General features: G+C 56.0%; 23 protein-coding genes and 1 riboswitch. Of the genes, 10 read left to right on the forward strand and 13 right to left on the reverse strand.

The features are described from left to right. The first annotated feature begins 21 nt into the window (after window positions 1–21). Window positions 22–837 carry a 23S rRNA (guanine(745)-N(1))-methyltransferase gene (gene rlmA / locus GM298_RS03680; RefSeq protein ID WP_266153606.1) on the forward strand — a complete coding sequence of 272 codons (816 nt, stop codon included), beginning with the start codon at window positions 22–24 and terminating at the stop codon, window positions 835–837. Here rlmA and mntP read toward each other — a convergent pair. The 5 genes from mntP to manX all read right to left on the reverse strand — a co-directional run bounded on the left by mntP (window position 834) and on the right by manX (window position 4989). Continuing rightward, window positions 834–1400: a manganese efflux pump MntP gene (mntP, locus tag GM298_RS03685; protein ID WP_025756892.1), complete on the reverse strand. Its 567-nt coding sequence runs from the start codon at window positions 1398–1400 to the stop codon at window positions 834–836. The genes rlmA and mntP overlap by 4 nt on opposite strands. 10 nt (window positions 1401–1410) lie before the next feature. After that, a riboswitch (yybP-ykoY riboswitch) is annotated at window positions 1411–1600 on the reverse strand. Window positions 1601–1797: 197 nt separating this feature from the next. Beyond that, window positions 1798–2256 carry a DUF986 family protein gene (locus GM298_RS03690; RefSeq protein ID WP_045285474.1) on the reverse strand — a complete coding sequence of 153 codons (459 nt, stop codon included), beginning with the start codon at window positions 2254–2256 and terminating at the stop codon, window positions 1798–1800. Window positions 2257–2311: 55 nt separating this feature from the next. Next, complete coding sequence (locus GM298_RS03695) at window positions 2312–3163, reverse strand: PTS mannose transporter subunit IID (protein ID WP_006810994.1); 852 nt, start codon at window positions 3161–3163, stop codon at window positions 2312–2314. Window positions 3164–3175: 12 nt separating this feature from the next. Beyond that, entirely contained in the window at window positions 3176–3976 is an 801-nt protein-coding gene (gene manY, locus GM298_RS03700) for a PTS mannose transporter subunit IIC (RefSeq protein WP_003859914.1), read from the reverse strand. A gap of 47 nt (window positions 3977–4023) precedes the next feature. Continuing rightward, window positions 4024–4989 carry a PTS mannose transporter subunit IIAB gene (gene manX / locus GM298_RS03705; RefSeq protein ID WP_266153608.1) on the reverse strand — a complete coding sequence of 322 codons (966 nt, stop codon included), beginning with the start codon at window positions 4987–4989 and terminating at the stop codon, window positions 4024–4026. Between the two features lie 314 nt (window positions 4990–5303). Here manX and GM298_RS23310 point away from each other — a divergent pair, with 314 nt between their 5' ends. After that, window positions 5304–5462, forward strand: a complete 159-nt coding sequence (locus GM298_RS23310) for a protein YoaL (protein WP_379933174.1) — start codon at window positions 5304–5306, stop codon at window positions 5460–5462. Next, on the forward strand, window positions 5450–7009 hold the full coding sequence (gene yoaE / locus GM298_RS03710) for a CNNM family cation transport protein YoaE (RefSeq protein WP_025756889.1): 1560 nt from the start codon (window positions 5450–5452) through the stop codon (window positions 7007–7009). The genes GM298_RS23310 and yoaE overlap by 13 nt, the downstream gene beginning before the upstream one ends. A 6-nt stretch (window positions 7010–7015) precedes the next feature. Here yoaE and GM298_RS03715 read toward each other — a convergent pair whose 3' ends face one another. The 4 genes from GM298_RS03715 to pabB all read right to left on the reverse strand — a co-directional run bounded on the left by GM298_RS03715 (window position 7016) and on the right by pabB (window position 12205). Beyond that, entirely contained in the window at window positions 7016–8614 is a 1599-nt protein-coding gene (locus GM298_RS03715; RefSeq protein WP_266153609.1) for a cyclic diguanylate phosphodiesterase, read from the reverse strand. 130 nt (window positions 8615–8744) lie between these two features. Then, window positions 8745–10109 carry an L-serine ammonia-lyase gene (gene sdaA, locus GM298_RS03720; RefSeq protein ID WP_025756887.1) on the reverse strand — a complete coding sequence of 455 codons (1365 nt, stop codon included), beginning with the start codon at window positions 10107–10109 and terminating at the stop codon, window positions 8745–8747. Window positions 10110–10294: 185 nt separating this feature from the next. Further along, window positions 10295–10873 (reverse strand): CoA pyrophosphatase, encoded by a 579-nt coding sequence (locus GM298_RS03725; RefSeq protein WP_025756886.1) that lies wholly within the window; start codon window positions 10871–10873, stop codon window positions 10295–10297. A gap of 6 nt (window positions 10874–10879) precedes the next feature. Beyond that, a complete protein-coding gene (gene pabB / locus GM298_RS03730) occupies window positions 10880–12205 on the reverse strand; it encodes an aminodeoxychorismate synthase component 1 (RefSeq protein WP_266153612.1) in 1326 nt (441 codons plus the stop codon). Window positions 12206–12266: 61 nt separating this feature from the next. Here pabB and GM298_RS03735 point away from each other — a divergent pair, with 61 nt between their 5' ends. Beyond that, the gene (locus tag GM298_RS03735) at window positions 12267–12449 is read left to right on the forward strand and encodes a YoaH family protein (RefSeq protein WP_025756884.1); all 183 of its coding nucleotides are present in this window, start codon (window positions 12267–12269) and stop codon (window positions 12447–12449) included. Between the two features lie 5 nt (window positions 12450–12454). Here GM298_RS03735 and GM298_RS03740 read toward each other — a convergent pair whose 3' ends face one another. After that, window positions 12455–12799, reverse strand: a complete 345-nt coding sequence (locus GM298_RS03740) for a RidA family protein (protein WP_029742004.1) — start codon at window positions 12797–12799, stop codon at window positions 12455–12457. A 133-nt stretch (window positions 12800–12932) separates the two neighbouring features. On the opposite strand from GM298_RS03740, the gene GM298_RS03745 reads away from it, so the two are divergent. The 5 genes from GM298_RS03745 (at window position 12933) to rnd (ending at window position 19312) form a co-directional block, all read left to right on the forward strand. After that, window positions 12933–14843 carry an ATP-dependent DNA helicase gene (locus GM298_RS03745; protein ID WP_266153613.1) on the forward strand — a complete coding sequence of 637 codons (1911 nt, stop codon included), beginning with the start codon at window positions 12933–12935 and terminating at the stop codon, window positions 14841–14843. 66 nt (window positions 14844–14909) lie between these two features. Next, window positions 14910–15605 carry a tRNA (adenosine(37)-N6)-threonylcarbamoyltransferase complex dimerization subunit type 1 TsaB gene (tsaB, locus tag GM298_RS03750; protein ID WP_126801092.1) on the forward strand — a complete coding sequence of 232 codons (696 nt, stop codon included), beginning with the start codon at window positions 14910–14912 and terminating at the stop codon, window positions 15603–15605. Window positions 15606–15642: 37 nt separating this feature from the next. After that, window positions 15643–16224, forward strand: a complete 582-nt coding sequence (locus GM298_RS03755) for a Slp family lipoprotein (protein WP_014884269.1) — start codon at window positions 15643–15645, stop codon at window positions 16222–16224. 203 nt (window positions 16225–16427) lie between these two features. Beyond that, complete coding sequence (gene fadD, locus GM298_RS03760) at window positions 16428–18113, forward strand: long-chain-fatty-acid--CoA ligase FadD (RefSeq protein WP_123072414.1); 1686 nt, start codon at window positions 16428–16430, stop codon at window positions 18111–18113. 71 nt (window positions 18114–18184) lie between these two features. Further along, on the forward strand, window positions 18185–19312 hold the full coding sequence (gene rnd / locus GM298_RS03765; protein ID WP_088244435.1) for a ribonuclease D: 1128 nt from the start codon (window positions 18185–18187) through the stop codon (window positions 19310–19312). A 73-nt stretch (window positions 19313–19385) separates the two neighbouring features. On the opposite strand, the gene minE is transcribed toward rnd, so the two are convergent. Genes minE through minC form a run of 3 tightly spaced genes read right to left on the reverse strand, consistent with a single transcriptional unit; the run spans window position 19386 to window position 21202 of the window. Continuing rightward, window positions 19386–19655: a cell division topological specificity factor MinE gene (gene minE, locus GM298_RS03770; protein WP_008500504.1), complete on the reverse strand. Its 270-nt coding sequence runs from the start codon at window positions 19653–19655 to the stop codon at window positions 19386–19388. Between the two features lie 3 nt (window positions 19656–19658). After that, on the reverse strand, window positions 19659–20471 hold the full coding sequence (gene minD / locus GM298_RS03775; RefSeq protein WP_013096144.1) for a septum site-determining protein MinD: 813 nt from the start codon (window positions 20469–20471) through the stop codon (window positions 19659–19661). A gap of 23 nt (window positions 20472–20494) precedes the next feature. Beyond that, window positions 20495–21202 carry a septum site-determining protein MinC gene (gene minC / locus GM298_RS03780; RefSeq protein ID WP_025756879.1) on the reverse strand — a complete coding sequence of 236 codons (708 nt, stop codon included), beginning with the start codon at window positions 21200–21202 and terminating at the stop codon, window positions 20495–20497. 123 nt (window positions 21203–21325) lie between these two features. Between minC and GM298_RS03785 the strand changes: the two genes are divergently transcribed. Continuing rightward, window positions 21326–21601, forward strand: coding sequence for a YcgL domain-containing protein (locus GM298_RS03785; protein WP_025756878.1), 276 nt, complete (start codon window positions 21326–21328; stop codon window positions 21599–21601). The last annotated feature ends 29 nt before the right edge of the window (window positions 21602–21630 follow it).

A 21630-nucleotide genomic window follows, 5' to 3' on the forward strand; every position in this document is an offset into this window, starting at 1 on the left:
TGATTATGCTCCGGAGTCACCATGTCCTTCAGTTGTCCCCTTTGCCACGCGGTCCTGACGCGTTCAGATAAAAGTTATACCTGTCCGCAGGGGCATCAGTTTGATATGGCGAAAGAAGGCTACGTAAATCTTCAGCCGGTGCAGCACAAGCGCTCCCGCGATCCAGGCGACAGCGCAGAGATGATGCAGGCGCGCCGTGCGTTTCTTGATGCCGGGCATTATCTGCCGCTGCGTGAGACGGTCGCACATACACTGAATGACATCCTCGCTGGCTCAGCAACCGCCCTGCTCGATATCGGCTGTGGGGAAGGGTACTACACCGCACGGTTTGCGGAGATTGCACGTGAGAAGGGCGCGCAGACCTTCGGTCTGGATGTCTCGAAAGTGGCGATTCGCGCGGCGGCAAAGCGTTACGCTGACGTGACGTTCTGTGTGGCGTCCAGCCACCGGCTGCCGTTTGACGATGCCAGCATGGACGCGGTTGTCCGCATTTACGCGCCCTGTAAGGCCGAGGAGCTGGCGCGCGTAGTGAAGCCTGGCGGATGGGTGGTTACCGTGACGCCAGGACCGCGTCATCTGATGGAGCTGAAGGGGCTTATCTACGATGAGGTGCGTCTGCATGCTCCCCATTCAGAACAGCTGGCCGGTTTTGCCCTGAAGCAGGCGCAAACCGTCGAGTACGAGATGACGCTGAAGGGGGAAGAGGCCAGCGCGCTGTTGCAGATGACGCCGTTCGCGTGGCGGGCAAAACCGGAGGTGTGGGAAACGCTAGCGGCGCAGTCCACATTTCGCTGCCAGACGGATTTCAGTATCCACATCTGGCAGCGCGAAGATTAACCAGCGAAGTGTGCCCAGAGGATCTGGGCGCCAATGCCAATTAACACAATACCCCCCAGAATTTCGGCGCGTTTACCCAGCAGCGGGCCGATAAACCGTCCGACCATCATGCCCAGCGTGGACATAATCAGCGTGGCACAGCCAATGGCCAGCGCGGTGGCGATAATATTGACCTGCAGGAATGCCAGACCGACGCCGACGGCCATCGCATCCAGGCTGGTAGCGATGGCCGTCGTGACCAGCAGCCAGAATCCGTGGCGGTGCTGAGGCTCCTCGGCGTCATCATCACTACCGCGAAAACCTTCAATCACCATTCGACCGCCGAGAAATACCAGCAGGACAAACGCAATCCAGTGGTTCCACTCTAATATAAACTGGCTGGCGAGCATGCCCAGGCCCCAGCCGATAAGTGGAGTCAGCGTTTCGATAGCGCCAAAAATGAGACCGGTACGCAGGGCTTCTGAGAATTTAGGTTTGTGAAGCGTGGCACCTTTTCCGATGGAAGCAGCAAACGCGTCCATGGACATGCCAAAAGCGAGAAGGATCGTAGCGGAGATATTCATAACAGCGTCCAGACCGGGGATATCCATATGACACATCACTGCCCCCAGTAAACAGCAGTTGATGTATCTATGGTCTCGCCTGATCGCGCTGCACAGAAAATGTGCTGATAGCGATCCGTACGTGCCACGTTTTTCAACGAGTATGTTGACACGCACATTTCCTGCGCACAGGAAATCGGCTACTCCCCAACGACGGGCGCAACCTTAACATATTTTGAGAATATAAAACAACAATGAAGAAGCATTATTTAGACTGATGATTGATAACGATTTTCATTTGTCTTTAAGCGTGAAAATAACGTTAAAAAAAGTGATCAAATTAACGGTGAGGATATAGCTCAGGCTATATTTTGTCTGCGAATCAGACACAGAATATAGCCGATGCTATATATCTAACTCACTGAGTTTTAACGAGTAAGTGGTATATCTTTTCCAGATCGTCAATATTCTTCACCCGAATAAGCAGGCGGCGCTGTTCTAATTGCATCACCAGCACACCGTCTTCGGATAAATTCATCTCTTTAATACGGTTATATTCTATCCAGACATTGGCGAAGAAAAATCCACGGGATTTAAAAATGATTTTTGGCGTGCGGATCCAGAACAGATAAATCGCCATTAATGCCAGCGCACATAATAACCATGTGGTTAATATTGCACCATGGCTGGTGACGTTATTGTAAATCAGAATGACGATCAGACCCGCGAAGATAAACGCATCCACGCGTCCGCGTCGCAGAAGGGGAAGTGAGAGCAGCGTCTCGCCGTGGCGGCGGGGCATGATGAACTCGTCATAGATCGCGTAAGCCAGAAGGGCAACAATAAATAAAACCAGTACGATGTCCGTGACAGTCATTCATCCTCCAGATAAAAAAAGCCGGGGGCATGCCCCCGGCGGTTAACGCATTGTATTACAGACCCAGCAGACCGACAGCGTAGCCCGCGATACCGATGACGAAGAAGCCAACGATAATCCACAACGGGTTCACTTTTTTACGCAGCAGCCACATACAGGCGAAGGTCAACAGCAGCGGCACCAGGCCAGGCATCAGCTGGTCGAGGATGGTCTGCACGGTGGTCACACGGGTTTGCCCATCCTGGCCCGTGATGGTCGACACCACCAGCGGGATGTTCACGTGCGTCCACTTGTTGACCAGCGCCCCCATGACAAACAGGCCGAGGATGGATGCCCCCTCAGTCAGTTTCTGCAGGAAGCCGCCGCCCATGTCCTTAACAATGTCCACCCCTTTACGGTAGCCGTAGGCCACGCCGTAATAACGGGTCAACAGACGAACGGCATTGAACAGAATGAAGAACAGCAGTGGGCCAAGCAGGCTGCCGCTCATCGCGATACCGGCACCCAGCGCCGCGAAGACCGGACGAACGGTACCCCAGAAGATAGGGTCACCCACGCCTGCCAGCGGACCCATCAGACCGACTTTGATACCGTTGATGGCACCATCGTCAATCTCTGCGCCGTTCGCACGCTGCTCTTCCATCGCAAGCGTTACGCCCAGAACGGGAGCCGCGACATACGGATGAGTGTTAAAAAATTCCAGGTGACGCTTAATCGCCTGACGGCGGGCTTCGTTATTTTCCGGGTACAGGCGTTTGATCGCCGGCACCATGGAGAAACAGAAACCGAGCGCCTGCATACGTTCGAAGTTCCATGAACCCTGAAACAGGTTAGAACGGATGAACACGCCACGAATATCACCCGGAGTGAGTTTTTTCTCGGTGGTAGTTTTTGTCATATCAACCATTTCGCTCACCTGTTAGTCCAGTTCGTTATCGAGATCGTTGTTTCCAGCAGCCTGCGCTGGGGCACCCGCGACGCGGTTATATTTCGGGCTGAGCTGGATGTAGAGAATCGCCATCACTGCACCAATCACACCCAGTGCAACCAGGTTGAAGTTGGTGAATGCCGCGGTCACGAAGCCGAGGTAGAAGAACGGCATCAGGTAGCCTGCGCGCATCATGTTGATGACCATCGCATAACCGACAACCACGATCATACCGCCCGCGATGTTCAGACCACTGGTGACCACTTCAGGGATGGCGTTGAGCATGCCCTGAACTTCGCTGGTCCCCACCGAAATCGCGACGATCACGGCCGGAATGGCGATACGCATCGCCTGCAGGAACAGGGACGATACGTGGATCCAGGAGAGCGCCGTGAGGTTGCCGTTTTCGGCCGCCTTATCCGCTGCGTGCTGGAAGGCCACGGTGATAGTACGCACGATGATGGTCAGTACCTGGCCTGCTGCGGCCAGCGGGATCGCCAGGGCGATACCGGCACCGATACTCTGATGACCGGCAATAACCAGAACGGTAGAAATAATGGACGCCAGCGCGGCATCAGGCGCAACCGCCGCACCGATGTTCATCCAGCCCAGGGCGATCATTTCCAGGGTACCACCGATGATGATACCGGTTTTCATGTCACCCAAAACGGCACCAATCAACGTACAGGCCACCAGAGGGCGGTGGAACTGAAATTCATCAAGTACGGACTCCATACCCGCAATACACGCGACGATGAACACCAGCACAATCTGAAGAGTGGTAATCTCCATTGTACTTCTCCTATTACATAAGCATTATGTGAAAAACCGGCGCGGGCTTATTTCCCAACTTTGCCGATCAAATCCATCATTTTCAGTTTCGGGTCCGTGGAAACCTTGCGGGCTTCCAGTTCAATACCGCGCGCATTCAGCTTGTTAAATGCCTCGATATCTTTCGCATCGACTGAAATGGCGTTGTTGACCTGCGTTTTGCCCTGACGGAATGCCATCCCCCCAATGTTCACGGAAGTGATTTTCACGCCGCCTTCAACAATGCGCTCAACGTCTGTCGGGTTAGTGAACAGGAGCATCACGCGTTCACCCGCGTATTTCGGGTTGTTGTAAACGCGAATCATCTTGGCGACATCCACGACGTGCGCGGTAACGCCAGGAGGAGCAACCTGCGTGAGAAGGGTTTTACGAACGGTGTCGGCGGCCACTTCGTCACTGACCACGATAATGCGACGAACGTTGGTCTCCTTGGTCCAGCGTGTTGCCACCTGTCCATGGATTAAACGGTCATCAATACGCGCCAGGCCGATGACCATGTAATCGTTCGGTCCCATCGGTTTTGCTGGCGCTGCCGCTTTCGGTGCCGCAGCAGGCGCAGGGGCGGGTTTTTCAACCGGCTGTGCTTTCAGGGCTTTCACCCCTTCGCGGCCGGTTTCAACGGCCAGAGCCACCAGTTCATCGAAAGATGGATTGTCGTCGCGTGCCATGAAGGTTTCCACCAGCATCGGGATATTGACCCCGGCGACAACTTCATAATGCTCTTTATCGACGACAATGCGGCTGGCAGCGTTGAACGGACTGCCGCCCCATGTATCAACGAGAAACAGCACCCCTTTGCTGGTATCCAGCTTCTCGAGTTCAGCGTTGTACTTCTCAATCAGCGTCTCGGCGTTTTCACCGGGAACGAAATCGATCCAGCCGACGTTTTCCTGCTCGCCCAACAGCATCTCTGCCGTTTTGAGTAGCTGCTCAGCAGCCCAACCATGTGTGCCTATGACAATAGCAATGGTCACTTGCTACCTCCTTTTATTATCATTAATACGCCTGCCGGGCAGACGTACTGAGAATCGTATTGGCGAACCGAATCGATTCAGATAAGGGTTAGAGTTAAAAAACTAAGACTTCCGCGAATTATTTTAGATAGTGAAAAAATAATTTATGTGATGAAGATCCGTAATTTAGGTTTCGAAAATCAGAAATTACTCAACACATATTTCGTCTTTTCGCGTTTTTGCAAAGGAACGTAAATCTTTGCTAAAAACATATTGTCTCTGATATGTTTAGCCTCCGTTTACTTGTTCAGGAGTATAGGGCTACAGCCCACTATATGGACCGTCACCGACGTCAGTCATCTTTCAGGCCATCTCGCGCCTTTTTCACCGGCGATCCTCGCCACGTATCAACGCTGTCTGCCTCTGTTTTGCCCACATTGCGTGGGGCACCGTTTCGTCATTCCTTTAGCAGGAGCTTGTCATGGAATTCTTAATGGACCCGTCAATCTGGGTGGGATTGCTCACGCTGGTGGTGCTGGAGATTGTTCTCGGTATCGATAACCTGGTGTTTATCGCCATTCTCGCGGACAAACTGCCGCCAAAGCAGCGTGATAAAGCGCGTCTGATTGGTCTCTCGCTGGCGCTGGTCATGCGACTGGGCCTGCTGTCCGTCATCTCCTGGATGGTCACGCTGACCAAACCGCTCTTCTCCGTCATGGATTACACCTTCTCCGGCCGTGATTTGATCATGCTGATCGGGGGGATATTCCTGCTCTTCAAAGCGACAACAGAGCTCCATGAGCGGCTGGAAAACCGACAGCATGATGATGGGCACGGTAAAGGCTACGCCAGCTTCTGGGTGGTAGTGCTGCAGATCGTGGTGCTTGATGCAGTGTTCTCGCTGGATGCGGTGATCACGGCGGTCGGCATGGTGAACCATCTGCCGGTGATGATGGCCGCGGTGGTCATTGCGATGGCGGTCATGCTTCTGGCCTCGAAACCGCTGACGCGTTTCGTGAACCAGCATCCGACGGTGGTGGTACTGTGCCTGAGCTTCCTGCTGATGATTGGTCTGAGCCTGGTGGCCGAAGGCTTTGGCTTCCATATTCCGAAAGGCTACCTGTACGCCGCGATTGGCTTCTCGATCCTGATCGAGCTGTTCAACCAGATTGCGCGCCGTAACTTTATTAAGCAGCAGTCCAGTCAGCCGCTGCGTGCCCGTACCGCAGATGCCATTCTGCGTCTGATGGGCGGTCGTCGTCAGGTGAACGTTCAGTCTGATTCCGAAAACCATAACCCGGTTCCGGTCCCGGAAGGGGCGTTTGTGGAACAGGAACGTTACATGATTAACGGCGTGCTCTCCCTGGCCTCGCGGTCACTGCGCGGGATCATGACTCCGCGCGGAGAGATCAGCTGGGTCGATGCTAACCTGAGTGTGGATGAAATTCGCCAGCAGCTGCTCTCTTCCCCGCACAGCCTGTTCCCGGTGTGTCGTGGTGAGCTGGATGAGATCATCGGCGTCGTGCGGGCGAAAGAGATGCTGGTGGCCCTGGAAGAGGGCGTCAATGTCGAAGCCGTTGCAGCGGCATCGCCGGCGATTGTCGTACCGGAAACGCTTGACCCGATCAACCTGCTCGGGGTGCTTCGCCGCGCGCGTGGCAGCTTTGTTATCGTCACCAACGAGTTTGGGGTGGTACAGGGGCTGGTCACGCCGCTGGACGTGCTGGAAGCCATAGCCGGTGAATTCCCGGACGAGGACGAAACCCCGGAGATCGTTGCCGATGGCGATGGCTGGCTGGTGAAAGGGACCACCGATCTGCACGCGCTCTCGCACACGCTGGGGCTGGAAAACGTGGTCAACGATGAAGAAGACATCGCGACCGTTGCCGGTCTGGTTATCGCCGTTAACGGGCAAATCCCGCGTGTCGGCGATGTGATTGAGCTGCCGCCGTTGCACATCACGATTGTCGAAGCCAACGACTATCGCGTTGATATGGTCCGCATTGTTAAAGAACAATCTGCCCACGACGAAGATGAGTAAGCCTGCTTAACGCAGCGGCATTAAGGGCACTATGTGCCCGTTATGGCGGGCTGGCGGGGGAGACCTTCCCGCCAGCCAGTCCGGAAAGTCCCGTAGCGGCATCGGCCGCGCATAGAAAAACCCCTGCAGGACAGGAACGCCATGACGGCGTAAATATCGTGCCTGCTCCTCCGTCTCAACCCCTTCTGCAACCAGTTCGATATTCAGCCGCTGACCCAGCGCAATAATGATATCCGTCACCGTTGAATTCACAGCATCAGTACCGATGGCGGTGGTAAAGGACTGGTCAATTTTCAGCACGTCCGGGTGCAGCTTCTCGAGCCAGGAGAGGGAGCTGTTTCCGGTACCAAAATCGTCAATGGCGAGCTTCACCCCTTTGCGATGCAGCTCGCGCACGATGCGATAGTCCGCATCCAGCAGCGCGTCCCGTTCCGTTAATTCGATCACCAGCTGCTGATGGGGGTTGGCGCTGAACCACAGACGGTTCAGGTCCTGCAGCAATACCGCGCGACGAAAATGGCTGGCGGCGACGTTAATGCCGATGTGAAAACCCGCGCTTGCCGGGAAGTAACCTATCTGGCGTACCGTTTCGGCAATCACATAACGGGTCAGGGGGACAATCTGGTTATGTTCTTCTGCCAGCGGAATAAACACTTCCGGGGAGATCCACCCCTGACGGGGATTGTTCCAGCGCAGCAGGATCTCAACGCCGGTGCACTTCTGGGTACGGGCATCCATCAGCGGCTGGCAGAAAAGTTCAAATTCCCGCGAGGCAATCCCCATATCGATCTCCCACGTGAAGCTCATCCGGTTTGCCGTGGCCAGCCAGGCGAGATAGCCCAACAGCAGGCTGAGTATGAGCCCCAGTGGCAGCTGGGCGGGGAGACTTTTCAGGGCCAGTACGCCGGGACCCGGCCCGCTGATCGTGATGGTGAAAGGATGTCGGGATGAGGACTGCTGGACAATCGAGCCTTCCTCATCAAATGACAGGCTGTCGGTGACGCGCTGGCCGTAACGCAAAAAACGATCGCCCACGGTCAGCGCCACGTCATTGATAAGCGGGCGCTGGGGCTCGAGGATCATTTTGGTGATCAGGTCGATATTGATGATCTCCATGATGCCATCTTCCCCGTCCTGAGAGACCGGAAACCACTGGATCAGTATCGGGCTGCCCTTAAGCAGCCACTGGTCAGTCGATAAAATGAGCTTCGCCGCGCTGGCGGGGAGTTCCCTCAGGAAATCACGCACGGGCAGATTGCGGCTGCCGAAAATACTCGAGCAGTAGAGGATACCGTCTTTAACCAGGGCGATAGAGCGTACTGTCTGCAAAATGGCGGCCTGCTTTCTCAGGGCCAGGTGTGCCTGCTGACAAGGCTGACCCACCAGCGGCTGCAGCACGTTGCGGCGCTTATCTAAAGCGAGCAGCACGTTATCAAGGGCGCGAACGGTATGGCTGGTAAAGGCGAGGATCTGCTGTTGGTTAACATTGCGCTGTGAAATAAAGCGAACGCCCAACGTCAGGATGAGCGTCAGGAGCGCAATCGTCACGCAGACGATAACGCGTTTTCGGCGGTAGTGTTTAATGATCGTCTGCGCAGTTTGCATGAACGAACGCCTGATAAGCCACCAGCCACAAAAGCCGGACGCAACTGTGAAAGTGTAGTGGGGAAAGCGGGAGGAGACGAGAATGAAGAGGAAATTTCGCCCATCCGTTGCAGATGGGCGAAAGGCAGTATTAGTCGCACTGCACCTTAATGGCCAGGCCACCACGGGACGTCTCGCGGTATTTCGCGTTCATGTCTTTGCCCGTTTCGTACATAGTTTCAATCACCTTATCCAGCGATACGCGAGGTTCGCTGGTACGGCGCATCGCCATACGTGAGGCGTTGATGGCCTTCACCGACGCAATCGCGTTACGCTCGATACACGGCACTTGCACCTGGCCCGCGACCGGGTCACAGGTCAGACCGAGGTTGTGTTCCATACCGATTTCTGCCGCCACGCAGACCTGCTCAGGGCTTGCACCCAGAAGCTCTGCAAGACCCGCCGCCGCCATAGAACAGGCGACACCCACTTCACCCTGACAGCCGACTTCAGCGCCAGAAATAGACGCGTTCATCTTGTACAGGGCACCAATGGCACCTGCCGCCAGGAAATAACGGATATAGATGTCTGGCGTCACGGGTTCAATAAAGTGGTCGTAATAGGCCAGCACGGCCGGAACAATTCCGCACGCGCCGTTGGTCGGCGCCGTCACGACGCGGCCACCGGCGGCGTTCTCTTCGTTAACCGCCAGGGCAAACATATTCACCCAGTCGACCACGTTCATCGGGTCGTTGGAGAACTTGTCCGTCGTCACCAGCATACGGCGCAGGGCAGAGGCACGACGCGGTACGCGCAGTGGACCCGGCAGCACGCCTTCGGTGTTCATCCCGCGATCGATACAGGCGCGCATGGTTTGCCATACGTTCGCAAAATAGTCTTCAATCTCTTTTTTGCTGTGCAGCGCCAGTTCGTTCTGCATCACCATGCCGGACAGCGACAGACCGGTCTGTTTGCAGTAACCGAGCATCTCGGTAGCGGATTTAAACGGATACGGAACGCTGACGTCGCCGACGCTATCTTTGCCAAAATGCTCTTCATCCACGATGAAACCACCGCCGATGGAGTAGTACGTTTTGCTGTAAATCTCTTTTTCACCGCTAAATGCGTGAATGGTCATGCCGTTTTCATGCAGCGGCAGGTTGTCGCTGCGAAAACGCATGCCGTCATCCTGCGGGAAGTCAACTTCCTGCTGACCGTTTGCCAGCAGCAGACGACCGCGCGTTTCCACGTCGCGGATGAATGCCGGGATGGCATCAATATCCACAGTATCCGGCATATTGCCTGCCAGACCCATAATAATGGCGATATCGGTGTGGTGGCCTTTACCCGTCAATGACAGCGAGCCGTAAACATCCACGGCGACACGGGTAACGCTTTCCAGTAATCCTTTTTCGACCAGATCATCGACGAACTGTTTACCGGCCTTCATCGGGCCAACAGTATGGGAAGACGAAGGGCCAATTCCCACTTTGAACATGTCGAATATACTAATCACTTTCACACTCCTGACAGGGTTACCGGGGTTCCAGTAACGATGTTATAACTGCGCATAGTGTAAGAGGGAACACCGACCTCGGCTTAACTATTCACATGAATTAAACTAATGGTTGACGATGGGTTTTGCTAATAGCGCGACGCAGATCGCAAACCAGGCAAAAGAAGGTGAAATGTAAAGTATAGTCAAGGCTTCAGGCCGATTTGCAACGCCAGTTCACGAATAATGCCCGCCGTCATGCCCCAGACAAAATAATGCTGATACCAGGACAACCACACCCGATGGTCATGACCCCGGCGGTGGATATCCAGCGGATGATAACGGCTTAATCGAAGGGCTTCTTCCAGCGGCATCTCAAACACGGCGGAGACTTCATCCACGCTGGCATGATACTGCAGGTCCGGCGGGATAATGCCCACCACCGGCGTGACCTGGAAACCGGTAACGCTGTCGACGGGCGGCAGCACGCCAATGACCTCTACCGCCTCCGGCGGAATCGCCACTTCTTCCTGCGCTTCCCGCAGCGCGGCGGCAATCAGCGACGCATCGGAGCTGTCAACGGCGCCGCCAGGAAAAGCGACCTGACCGGCGTGTTTGCGCAGATGGGCAGAGCGCTGGGTGAGCAGCAGGCCCGGCTGTGCACGCCGCACGACCGGGATCAGCACCGCCGCCTGGCGCTGATTCAGCGCTTCGCGGTTGACCTGGGGCCGTAGTAGCTGAAAGCGCGATAAAAAAGCATCCAGCGTCAGGTTCTCTTTTTCCACCCGTGGTTACTCCAGTTGTTTCAGAATACGGTTAACTTTATCAAAGGTTTCCTGATATTCCGCATCGACCTGGCTGTCGGCAACGATGCCGCCGCCGGCCGAACAGTAAAGGTTTCCGTTACAGGCAGTCAGCGTGCGGATGGTAATGCTGGTATCCAGGGTGCCGCACAGGCTGATGTAGCCAATACTCCCGCACCAGGCGTTGCGGCGGTGGGGCTCCAGCTCATCGATAATCTCCATCGCCCGCACTTTCGGTGCGCCGGTTATCGAGCCGCCCGGGAACGCGGCGCGCAGAAGATCGCAGGCCGTCCGCGAGGCCGGCAGTCGCGCGGTAATGGTGCTGACCAGATGATGGACCGCCGGGAAAGGCTCGACGACGAACAGTTCCGGCACCCGCACGCTGCCCGGCACGGCCACCCGGCCAATATCGTTGCGCATCAGATCGACAATCATCAGGTTTTCTGCGCGGTCCTTCGGTGAGGCGGCCAGTTTTTCCGCCTGCTGGCGGTCAGCATCAGGATCGGCAAGGCGTGGCAATGTACCCTTAATTGGCCGCGTCTGAATGTTGCCCTCCGCAAGATGGATAAAGCGCTCAGGCGACAGGCTGACAATGGCCCCCTGTTCCAGACGGATAAAGGCGCTGAACGGTGCCCGGTTAGTGGCGTTAAGGCGGGTAAAAGCCTGCCATTCATTGCCCTCATAGGTTGCCTGGAAACGCTGGGCGAGATTTACCTGATAGCAGTCGCCGCTTTGCAGATACGCCTGCACGCGGGCAAATTTTTCTGCATATGCCCCGGGCGTCATATTTGAACGCCAGTCAGAGGTCAGGCGGAAATCCGGCGCGGCGGCAGGCTGCTGCGCTTCCAGCCAGGCCAGGCGCGCGTCGACATCCGAATGGCTGAGCAAAGAGACCACCTGCTTATGGTGATCGACAATCAGCGCCCAGTCATAAAGCCCTACGGCCATATCCGACAGCGGAATATCCGCTTTCGCCACCGAGGGCAGCGTTTCAAAGCGACGGCCAAGATCGTAGCCAAACAGGCCCAGCGCACCGCCCTGGAAGGGGAGATCGGGATTCGGCAGGGCAGACAAGCCCAGCGCATCGATAGCCTCCTGAAGCCGCAGCAGCGGATCGTCCGTTGACGGCAGGTCATGGGTCGTCAGCGTCTTTAGCGGATCGGCGACCAGGATATCAAAGCGGCTATAGGGATGATCCGCATGGCCGGAATGCAGTAACATCGCAAAAGGAAGATGGCTCAGACGGGCAAACCAGAACTCAGCGGCGTCAGTACGCCAGGGCAGGGTAATAACAGTGGGCAAGCGCATGTTCATGTGTGGCATACTACCGGGCAGCGTGAAATAATTAGCGCGAATAATTTAGCAGGAGTTGACGATGTTTGCAGGTTTACCTTCTCTGAGCCACGAGCAACAGCAGAAAGCGGTTGAGCGAATTCAGGAACTGATGTCCCAGGGGATGAGCAGCGGGCAGGCCATTTCCCAGGTGGCGGAAGAACTTCGCGCCACCCATACCGGCGAGCGGATCGTGGCGCGTTTCGAGGATGAAGAGGAAGAGTAACCGGCCTACACAGCCGCGATAATCTTAATCTCTACCTTGTATTCCGGCTTCATCAGCGTGGCCTGTACGGTACAACGTACAGGCGCGTGACCCGCCACCACCCAGGCATCCCAGGCTCTGTTCATGGCCGCGAAATCGTCTTTGTTTGCCAGAAAAATTGTCGCATCCAGAATGCGCGATTTGTCGCTACCTTGCTTTTCAAGCACCGCATCGATCTGCGCCAGGGTGTTCGCCGTTTGTTCGAACGCATCCGCGTCCAGATTCGCCGGTACGCCGGTGTAGTAGAGTGTCTGGTTATGAATGACTACATCAGACCAGCGGGCTTCGGCATCAATGCGCACAATTGTCATAAACGTTTCCTCGTTATTTTTCGTCATCAGGCGGCAAGACTGCCATATTGTGCCGTCGTCGTCACTATTTGGGGTGGCACTGGAGAGGATGGGCTGACATAATCCCTGTGCAAAAATACAGTGAGAGAGCACCGTGGCAGACGATTTTTCCCCTGAAGGTCAGTTAGCACAAGCCATTCCCGGCTTTAAACCGCGTGAACCTCAGCGGCAGATGGCACACGCCGTGGCGCGGGCCATTGATAAGGCGCAGCCGCTGGTGGTGGAGGCCGGAACCGGTACGGGGAAAACTTACGCCTACCTTGCCCCGGCGCTGCGGGCGAAAAAAAAGGTGATCATCTCGACCGGCTCGAAAGCGCTGCAGGATCAGCTCTACAGCCGGGATTTGCCGACGGTGGCGAAAGCGCTGAAATACAAAGGCCGGCTGGCGCTGCTGAAGGGGCGCTCTAACTATCTCTGCCTCGAGCGTCTTGAGCAACAGGCGCTGGCGGGCGGCGATTTGCCGGTGCAGACCCTGAGTGACGTCATTATCCTTCGCGCCTGGGCCAACCAGACGGAAGAGGGGGATATCAGCACCTGCGCGAGCGTGCCGGAAGACTCGCCGGCCTGGCCGTTGGTGACCAGTACCAACGACAACTGCCTCGGCAGTGACTGCCCGCTGTACAAAGACTGCTTTGTGGTGAAAGCGCGCAAAACGGCGATGGATGCCGATGTGGTGGTGGTCAACCATCACCTGTTTCTTGCGGATATGGTGGTCAAGGACAGCGGCTTTGGTGAGCTGATCCCGGAGGCGGAGGTCATGATCTTTGATGAAGCCCACCAGCTCCCGGATATCGCCAGCCAGTATTTTGGCCAGTCGCTCTCCAGCCGCCAGCTGCTGGATCTGGCGAAAGATTTCACCATCGCTTACCGCACCGAATTAAAAGATACCCAGCAGTTGCAGAAGTGTGCCGATCGCCTGGCCCAAAGCGCGCAGGACTTCCGGTTACAGCTCGGCGAGCCGGGCTATCGCGGGAACCTGCGCGAGCTGCTGGCGGATAAAAATATCCAGCGCGCGCTGCTGCTGCTCGATGACACCCTGGAGCTCTGCTACGACGTCGCGAAATTGTCGCTTGGCCGTTCCGCGCTGCTGGATGCCGCATTCGAGCGCGCCACGCTCTATCGCGGGCGGCTCAAACGGTTAAAAGAGATTAACCAGCCGGGGTTCAGCTACTGGTATGAATGCACCTCGCGCCATTTCACGCTGGCGCTCACGCCGCTGACGGTGGCGGATAAATTTAAAGAGGTGATGGCGCAAAAACCTGGCAGCTGGATCTTCACGTCGGCAACGCTGTCGGTGAATGACGATCTGCATCACTTCACGGAACGGCTTGGCATTGAACAGGCGGAGTCGCTGCTGCTGCCCAGCCCGTTTGATTACGAAAAACAGGCGCTGCTTTGCGTGCCGCGTAATCTTCCGCTGCCAAACCAGCCGGGTGCGGCGCGCCACCTGGCGGCAATGCTAAAACCGATGATCGAGGCCAACAACGGCCGCTGTTTTATGCTTTGCACCTCTCACGCCATGATGCGCGACCTCGCGGAGCAGTTCCGTGCCACCATGACCCTGCCGGTACTGCTGCAGGGAGAAACCAGCAAAGGGCAACTGCTGCAGCAGTTCGTCAGCGCCGGTAATGCTCTGCTGGTGGCCACCAGCAGCTTCTGGGAAGGGGTGGATGTACGCGGAGACACCCTGTCGCTTGTGATCATCGATAAGCTGCCGTTTACCTCCCCGGACGACCCGTTGCTGAAGGCGCGGATGGAAGACTGCCGCCTGCGCGGCGGCGATCCGTTTGACGAGGTACAGCTGCCGGACGCGGTGATCACCCTTAAGCAAGGGGTAGGACGATTGATCCGCGACGTCACCGATCGCGGCGTGCTGGTCATCTGTGATAACCGGCTGGTGATGCGCCCGTACGGCGCAACCTTCCTCGCCAGCCTGCCGCCCGCACCGCGGACGCGGGACATAAAACGCGCGGTGCGTTTCCTGGCAAACCCAACGGCGGAGTAATTTACCCCGGAGTGTGCTAAGATGCGCGCCATTTTGTGACTGACCCTTGCGAGAGCGCGACGACTGATGCGAATTCTGGCTATTGATACCGCAACAGAGGCTTGCTCTGTTGCTCTGTTGAACAACGGTGCTGTTTCTGCTCACTTCGAAGAGTGCCCACGGGAACACACCCAGCGCATTCTGCCCCTGGTTAAGGCGATCTTAACCCGGAGCAATACCGCCTTAACCGACCTCGACGCGCTGGCCTTTGGCCGTGGCCCGGGCAGCTTTACCGGCGTGCGTATTGGCATTGGCATTGCCCAGGGGCTGGCGCTGGGCGCTGAGCTGCCGATGATTGGCGTCTCTACCCTCGCCACCATGGCGCAGGGCGCCTGGCGTATGACCGGGGCCACCCGCGTCCTGGCCGCGATTGACGCCCGTATGGGCGAAGTCTACTGGGCTGAATACACCCGCGACGCGCAGGGCGTGTGGCACGGTGAAGAGACGGAAGCGGTACTTAAGCCACAAGCGGTGACCGAACGACTGAAACAGCTCTCCGGTGAGTGGGCGACCGTCGGCACGGGCTGGCCTGCATGGCCTGAGATGGCGAAGGATACCGGGGTGACGCTGGTGGACGGCAACATGCTATTGCCTGCGGCAGAGGATATGCTTCCCATTGCCAGCCAGCTGCTTGCAGCAGGAAAAACCGTTGCCGTGGAACACGCGGAGCCGGTTTATTTGCGAAACACCGTCGCATGGAAGAAACTTCCGGGCCGCGAGTGAATCTCAGTAACAGGAACTGAGAAAAAGGAGTCGCATCATGGCGGTTCAGACTAAAGTAGTACGCCTTTTTATGGCAGGCGCTGTTGCCATAGCACTGAGCGGATGCGTTTCCGTGCCTGATGCGATTAAGGGCTCCAGCCCGACGCCACAGCAGGATCTGGTGCGGGTGATGAATGCCCCTGAGCTCTACGTTGGCCAGGAAGCGCGCTTCGGCGGGAAAGTGATTGAGGTGCAAAACCAGCAGGGAAAAACCCGTCTGGAGATCGCGACCGTTCCTCTGGACAGCGGCGCACGCCCTGTGCTGGGTGAGGCCTCACGCGGACGTATCTATGCCGACGTCAGTGGTTTCCTCGATCCGGTCGATTTTCGCGGACAACTGGTGACCGTCGTCGGGCCGATAACCGGCGCGGTGCAGGGCAAAATCGGTAATACGCCGTATAAATTTATGACCATGCAGGTTAACGGCTATAAACGCTGGCGGCTGGCACAGCAGGTGATCATGCCGCCTCAGCCGATCGATCCGTGGATGTGGGGTCCACACCCTTACCGTTACGGCTACCCGGGCTGGGGCTGGTATAACCCGGGACCTGCACAGGTACAGACCATCGTTACTGAGTAACTTACTGTTATTGTTAGAAAAGAGACAGCGGCTCAGCCGCTGTCTCTGTTTTTTTACGGCTACAACGAAAAAAAAGAGTGACGCGCTTCGCAACCTTAAATCTGGACAATTAATAAACTGGTACGCTGAGTTAATATAATGTTAAAAAACTGTTTATTATCGGGGTTGTGATGACGACGAACACTCAGTTCAGAGGTGATGCATTGAAAAAGGTTTGGCTTAACCGTTATCCCGCAGATGTGCCTGCGGAGATCAATCCTGACCGTTATCAATCCCTGGTGGAATTATTTGAGCACTCGGTAAGGCGCTACGCGGACCAGCCCGCATTTGTGAATATGGGCGAGGTGATGACGTTCCGTAAGCTTGAGGAGCGTAGCCGGGCGTTTGCGGCTTATCTGCAGGAAGGACTGGGGCTGCAAAAAGGGGACCGCGTCGCGCTGATGATGCCAAACCTGCTGCAATACCCGGTGGCGCTGTTTGGTATCCTGCGTGCCGGGATGATTGTCGTCAACGTCAACCCGCTGTATACCCCGCGCGAGCTGGAGCATCAGCTGAACGACAGCGGTGCGGCCGCGATTGTGATTGTCTCCAACTTTGCCCATACGCTGGAAAAAGTGGTCGACAGAACCCAGGTTAAACACGTCATCCTGACGCGCATGGGGGATCAACTCTCCACCGCCAAAGGCACGCTGGTTAACTTTGTCGTTAAATACATCAAACGTCTGGTGCCAAAATACCACCTGCCGGATGCCATCTCTTTCCGCCGTGCCCTGCATGCGGGCTACCGTATGCAGTACGTTAAGCCGGAGTTGGTATCGGAAGACCTGGCTTTCCTGCAATACACCGGCGGTACCACCGGCGTGGCCAAAGGGGCGATGCTGACCCACCGCAACATGCTGGCAAACCTTGAGCAGGTGAATGCCACTTACGGGCCGCTGCTGCATCCTGGCAAAGAGCTGGTCATTACCGCGCTGCCGCTGTATCACATTTTCGCACTGACCATGAACTGCCTGCTGTTTATTGAGCTCGGTGGCCAGAACGTCCTGATTACGAACCCGCGCGATATTCCGGGGCTGGTGAAAGAGCTGGCGAAATACCCGTTCACCGCCATGACCGGGGTAAACACCCTGTTTAACGCGCTGCTGAACAACAAAGAGTTCCAGCAGCTGGATTTCTCCACGCTGCACCTCTCTGCGGGCGGCGGCATGCCGGTTCAGCAGGCGGTCGCTGAGCGCTGGGTAAAGCTCACCGGGCAGTATTTGCTTGAGGGGTATGGTCTGACGGAATGTGCGCCGCTGGTCAGCGTGAACCCGCATGATATCGACTATCACAGCGGCAGCATTGGTCTGCCGGTGCCGTCCACGGAGGCCAAACTGGTCGATGATAACGATAATGAAGTCGCGCCGGGTGAACCGGGCGAGCTGTGCGTCAAAGGTCCTCAGGTCATGCTGGGGTACTGGCAGCGTCCTGATGCCACCGACGAAATCATCAAAGACGGCTGGCTCCATACCGGCGATATCGCGGTGATGGACGAAGAGGGCTTCCTGCGCATTGTCGATCGTAAGAAAGACATGATTCTGGTCTCCGGCTTCAACGTCTATCCGAATGAGATCGAAGACGTGGTGATGCAGCACAGCGGCGTACTCGAAGTGGCGGCCGTCGGGGTGCCTTCCGGCAGCAGCGGTGAAGCGGTCAAAATATTTGTGGTCAAGAAAGATCCTTCCCTCACCGAGGAGGAGCTGGTCACGTTCTGTCGTCGTCAGCTGACGGGCTACAAGGTGCCGAAACTGGTTGAATTCCGCGATGAGCTGCCGAAATCCAACGTCGGAAAGATATTACGACGAGAATTACGTGACGAAGCCCGTGGCAAAGTAGACAATAAGGCCTAAGCTTCACGCTAATCGCCCAGACGCCGGTTAAGCCGGCGTTTTTTATGGGCGCAAACAAAAGAGAACCCGTTTTGAATTACCAGATGATCACGACCAATGACGAGCTGGCTTCGCTGTGCGAAGTGACGCGCGACTTTCCTGCCATTGCCCTGGATACCGAGTTTGTCCGTACCCGGACATACTATCCGCAGCTGGGGTTGATACAGATGTACGACGGTAAACACGTGTCGCTGATTGACCCTCTTGGTATTACCGACTGGACGCCGATGCGCGACCTGCTGCTCGATACCGCCGTGACCAAATACCTGCACGCAGGCAGTGAAGATCTGGAAGTCTTTCTGAACACCTTTGGCATCATGCCCCAGCCGCTGATTGATACGCAGATCCTTGCCGCGTTCAGCAATCGTCCGCTTTCGTGGGGCTTTGCCGCCATGGTGGAGGAGTACACGGGGCTGACGCTGGATAAAAGCGAATCCCGTACCGACTGGCTGGCGCGTCCGCTTACCGAGCGTCAGCTGGAATATGCGGCGGCAGACGTGTTTTACCTGCTGCCGATTGCCGGACAGCTGATGAAAGAGGCGGAAGCCTCTGGCTGGCTGCCTGCCGCGCTGGATGAGTGCCGTATGACCCAGCAGCGTCGCCAGGAAGTGGTGGATCCGAAAGAGGCCTGGCGCGATATCAGCAACGCGTGGCAACTGCGTACGCGTCAGCTGGCCTGCCTGCAGCTGTTAGCGGACTGGCGTCTGCGCAAAGCGCGCGAGCGCGATCTGGCGGTTAACTTTGTGGTGCGTGAAGAGCATCTCTGGGCGGTGGCACGCTATATGCCGGGCAGCCTGGGCGAACTGGACAGCATTGGGCTTTCGGGCAGTGAGATCCGTTTTCACGGTAAAACCCTGCTGGCGCTGGTCGCGAAAGCGCAGGAATTGCCTGACGACAAGCTGCCGGAACCGCTGCTGAATCTGATGGATATGCCGGGCTACCGCAAGGCGTTCAAGGACATCAAAGCCCTGGTTCAGGCCGTTGCTACGGAAAGCAAGCTGAGTGCTGAACTGCTCGCATCACGCCGACAGATTAATCAGCTGCTGAACTGGCACTGGAAGCTGAAGCCGCAGAATGGCTTACCGGAAATGATGGCGGGCTGGCGCGGGGAATTGATGGCCGATCGCCTGAATACGCTGCTGGAAGGTTATCCGCGATAAAAAATATGCCGGGTGATAACCCGGCATATTCCCCCGGTGGCGCTGCGCTTACCGGGGCTATGAAATCACAAACCTACGGACGGGACTCTTCCGCTTCCGGGAGCGTCACGTTCAGCTCCAGAATCGAAATATCCCCGTCTTTTTGTTCCAGCTGCACCGTCACCATCTCCGGGTCAATCTGCACATACTTACAGATCACTTCCAGGATGTCCTTACGCAGCTGCGGCAGGTAGTGAGGCTCGGCGTCGCTACGACGACGCTCCGCAACGATAATTTGCAGACGTTCTTTTGCGATGTTGGCGGTGTTCTTTTTCCGCGAGAGAAAAAAGTCCAGTAATGCCATAACTTATCCTCCGAACAGGCGTTTGAGGAAACCTTTCTTCTCTTCTTCAATGAAGCGGAAAGGACGTTCTTCTCCCAGCAGACGGTCAACAGTATCAGCATACGCTTTACCTGCATCTGCCGTTGTATCCAGGATCACGGGCTCACCCTGGTTAGAGGCGCGTAACACGGACTGATCTTCCGGGATAACGCCCACCAGTTTAATGCGCAGGATCTCCAGCACGTCTTCCATGCTCAGCATATCACCTTTGTTCACGCGACCCGGGTTATAGCGGGTAAGCAGCAGGTGTTCTTTAATCGGGTCTTCGCCATTTTCCGCACGACGGGATTTAGAGGCGAGGATCCCCAGAATGCGGTCTGAGTCACGCACGGATGACACTTCAGGGTTGGTGGTGATGATCGCTTCATCGGCGAAGTAGAGCGCCATCAGGGCACCGGTTTCGATGCCGGCAGGGGAGTCGCAGACAATGAAGTCGAACTCCATTTTTTTCAGCTCGTCGAGCACCTTTTCCACCCCTTCACGGGTCAGTGCGTCTTTGTCACGCGTCTGAGAAGCCGGGAGAATGTAGAGGTTCTCGGTGCGTTTGTCTTTAATCAGCGCCTGGTTCAGCGTGGCATCGCCCTGAATGACGTTAACGAAGTCATACACGACGCGACGCTCACATCCCATGATGAGGTCGAGGTTACGTAGACCGATATCGAAGTCGATAACGACGGTTTTCTTTCCCTTCTGGGCCAAACCAGTAGCGATGGCCGCGCTGGAGGTGGTCTTGCCAACGCCTCCTTTACCCGAAGTAACAACAATAATGCGTGCCATAGAAATTCCTTGTTAAAAAGGGATCAATTCAACGGTTGAACGGTCAACGCGTCGTCTGCCAGAAGCAGGCGAGCCGCTTTGCCATAAAATTCGGCTGGGATCTTGTCGCTCAGCCAATATTCACCTGCGATGGAGACCAGTTCCGCCGTCAGATGAGTACAAAAAATTTGCGCGTCCCGATCGCCACTTGCCCCGGCGAGCGCACGTCCACGCATCATACCGTAAACGTGAATATTGCCATCTGCAATCAGCTCAGCGCCAGCGCTGACGTGGCTTGTAACAATTAGATCACAGTTTGGCGCATAAATGCGCTGACCGGAACGAACCGGCACATCAATCATTCGCGTTTTTGTGATGGTTGTAACGTTTTGCACCGCAGGAGGGGGCGTTTCGACGGCAACGGGTGCCGCACGCGGGGTTTTTTCTTTGCCTTCATTCAGAAGCGGCAGCCCCGCACGGTCGATTTCCGCTTTCAGCTCGGGATCTTTACAGCCACTGATGCCCACAATACGCAGTCCGGTAGAGGAGACCGCCTGCTGGAGAAGCTTCCAGTTAACCGGCGCCTCAAGACCGCTGACATTGATCACAACAGGGGCATGTTTCAGAAAGGCGGGAGCCTGGGCGATTTTGTCTTCTAACGCCTGACGAATAACCTCGGGTTTTGCATCATGCAAATGTACCACTGATAAGGTGAAGCTACTGCCTTTAAGCTCGATGGGCGTGTTTGACATCCTGGCCTTACTCAATTTGCTATTAACCGCAACCACTCGCTGCGATATTCCGAAGAGTATCAGGCATGTTATAGTCAGGAGTATATTGAGGCAAGCAACCACCCATTAATTCAGAGTAAAAACATGTTTTGTGTGATCTACAGAAGTACAAGCCGTGACCAGACCTATCTTTATGTCGAAAAGAAAGACGATTTTTCACGCGTGCCTGAAGAATTAATGAAGAACTTTGGCCGACCACAGCTGGTGATGCTGCTGCCGCTCGATGGTCGTAAGAAACTGGTGAATGCCGATCTGGATAAAGTGAAAACGGCATTAGCCGAACAAGGCTATTATTTACAGCTTCCACCGCCACCCGAGAATTTATTAAAACAGCATCTTGAGGCGAACGGGAAAAAATAGCCTCAACTGATTCCGGGCACAACACATCA

Source organism: Enterobacter sp. HSTU-ASh6 (assembly GCF_026319105.1).
Lineage (GTDB): Bacteria > Pseudomonadota > Gammaproteobacteria > Enterobacterales > Enterobacteriaceae > Enterobacter > Enterobacter sichuanensis.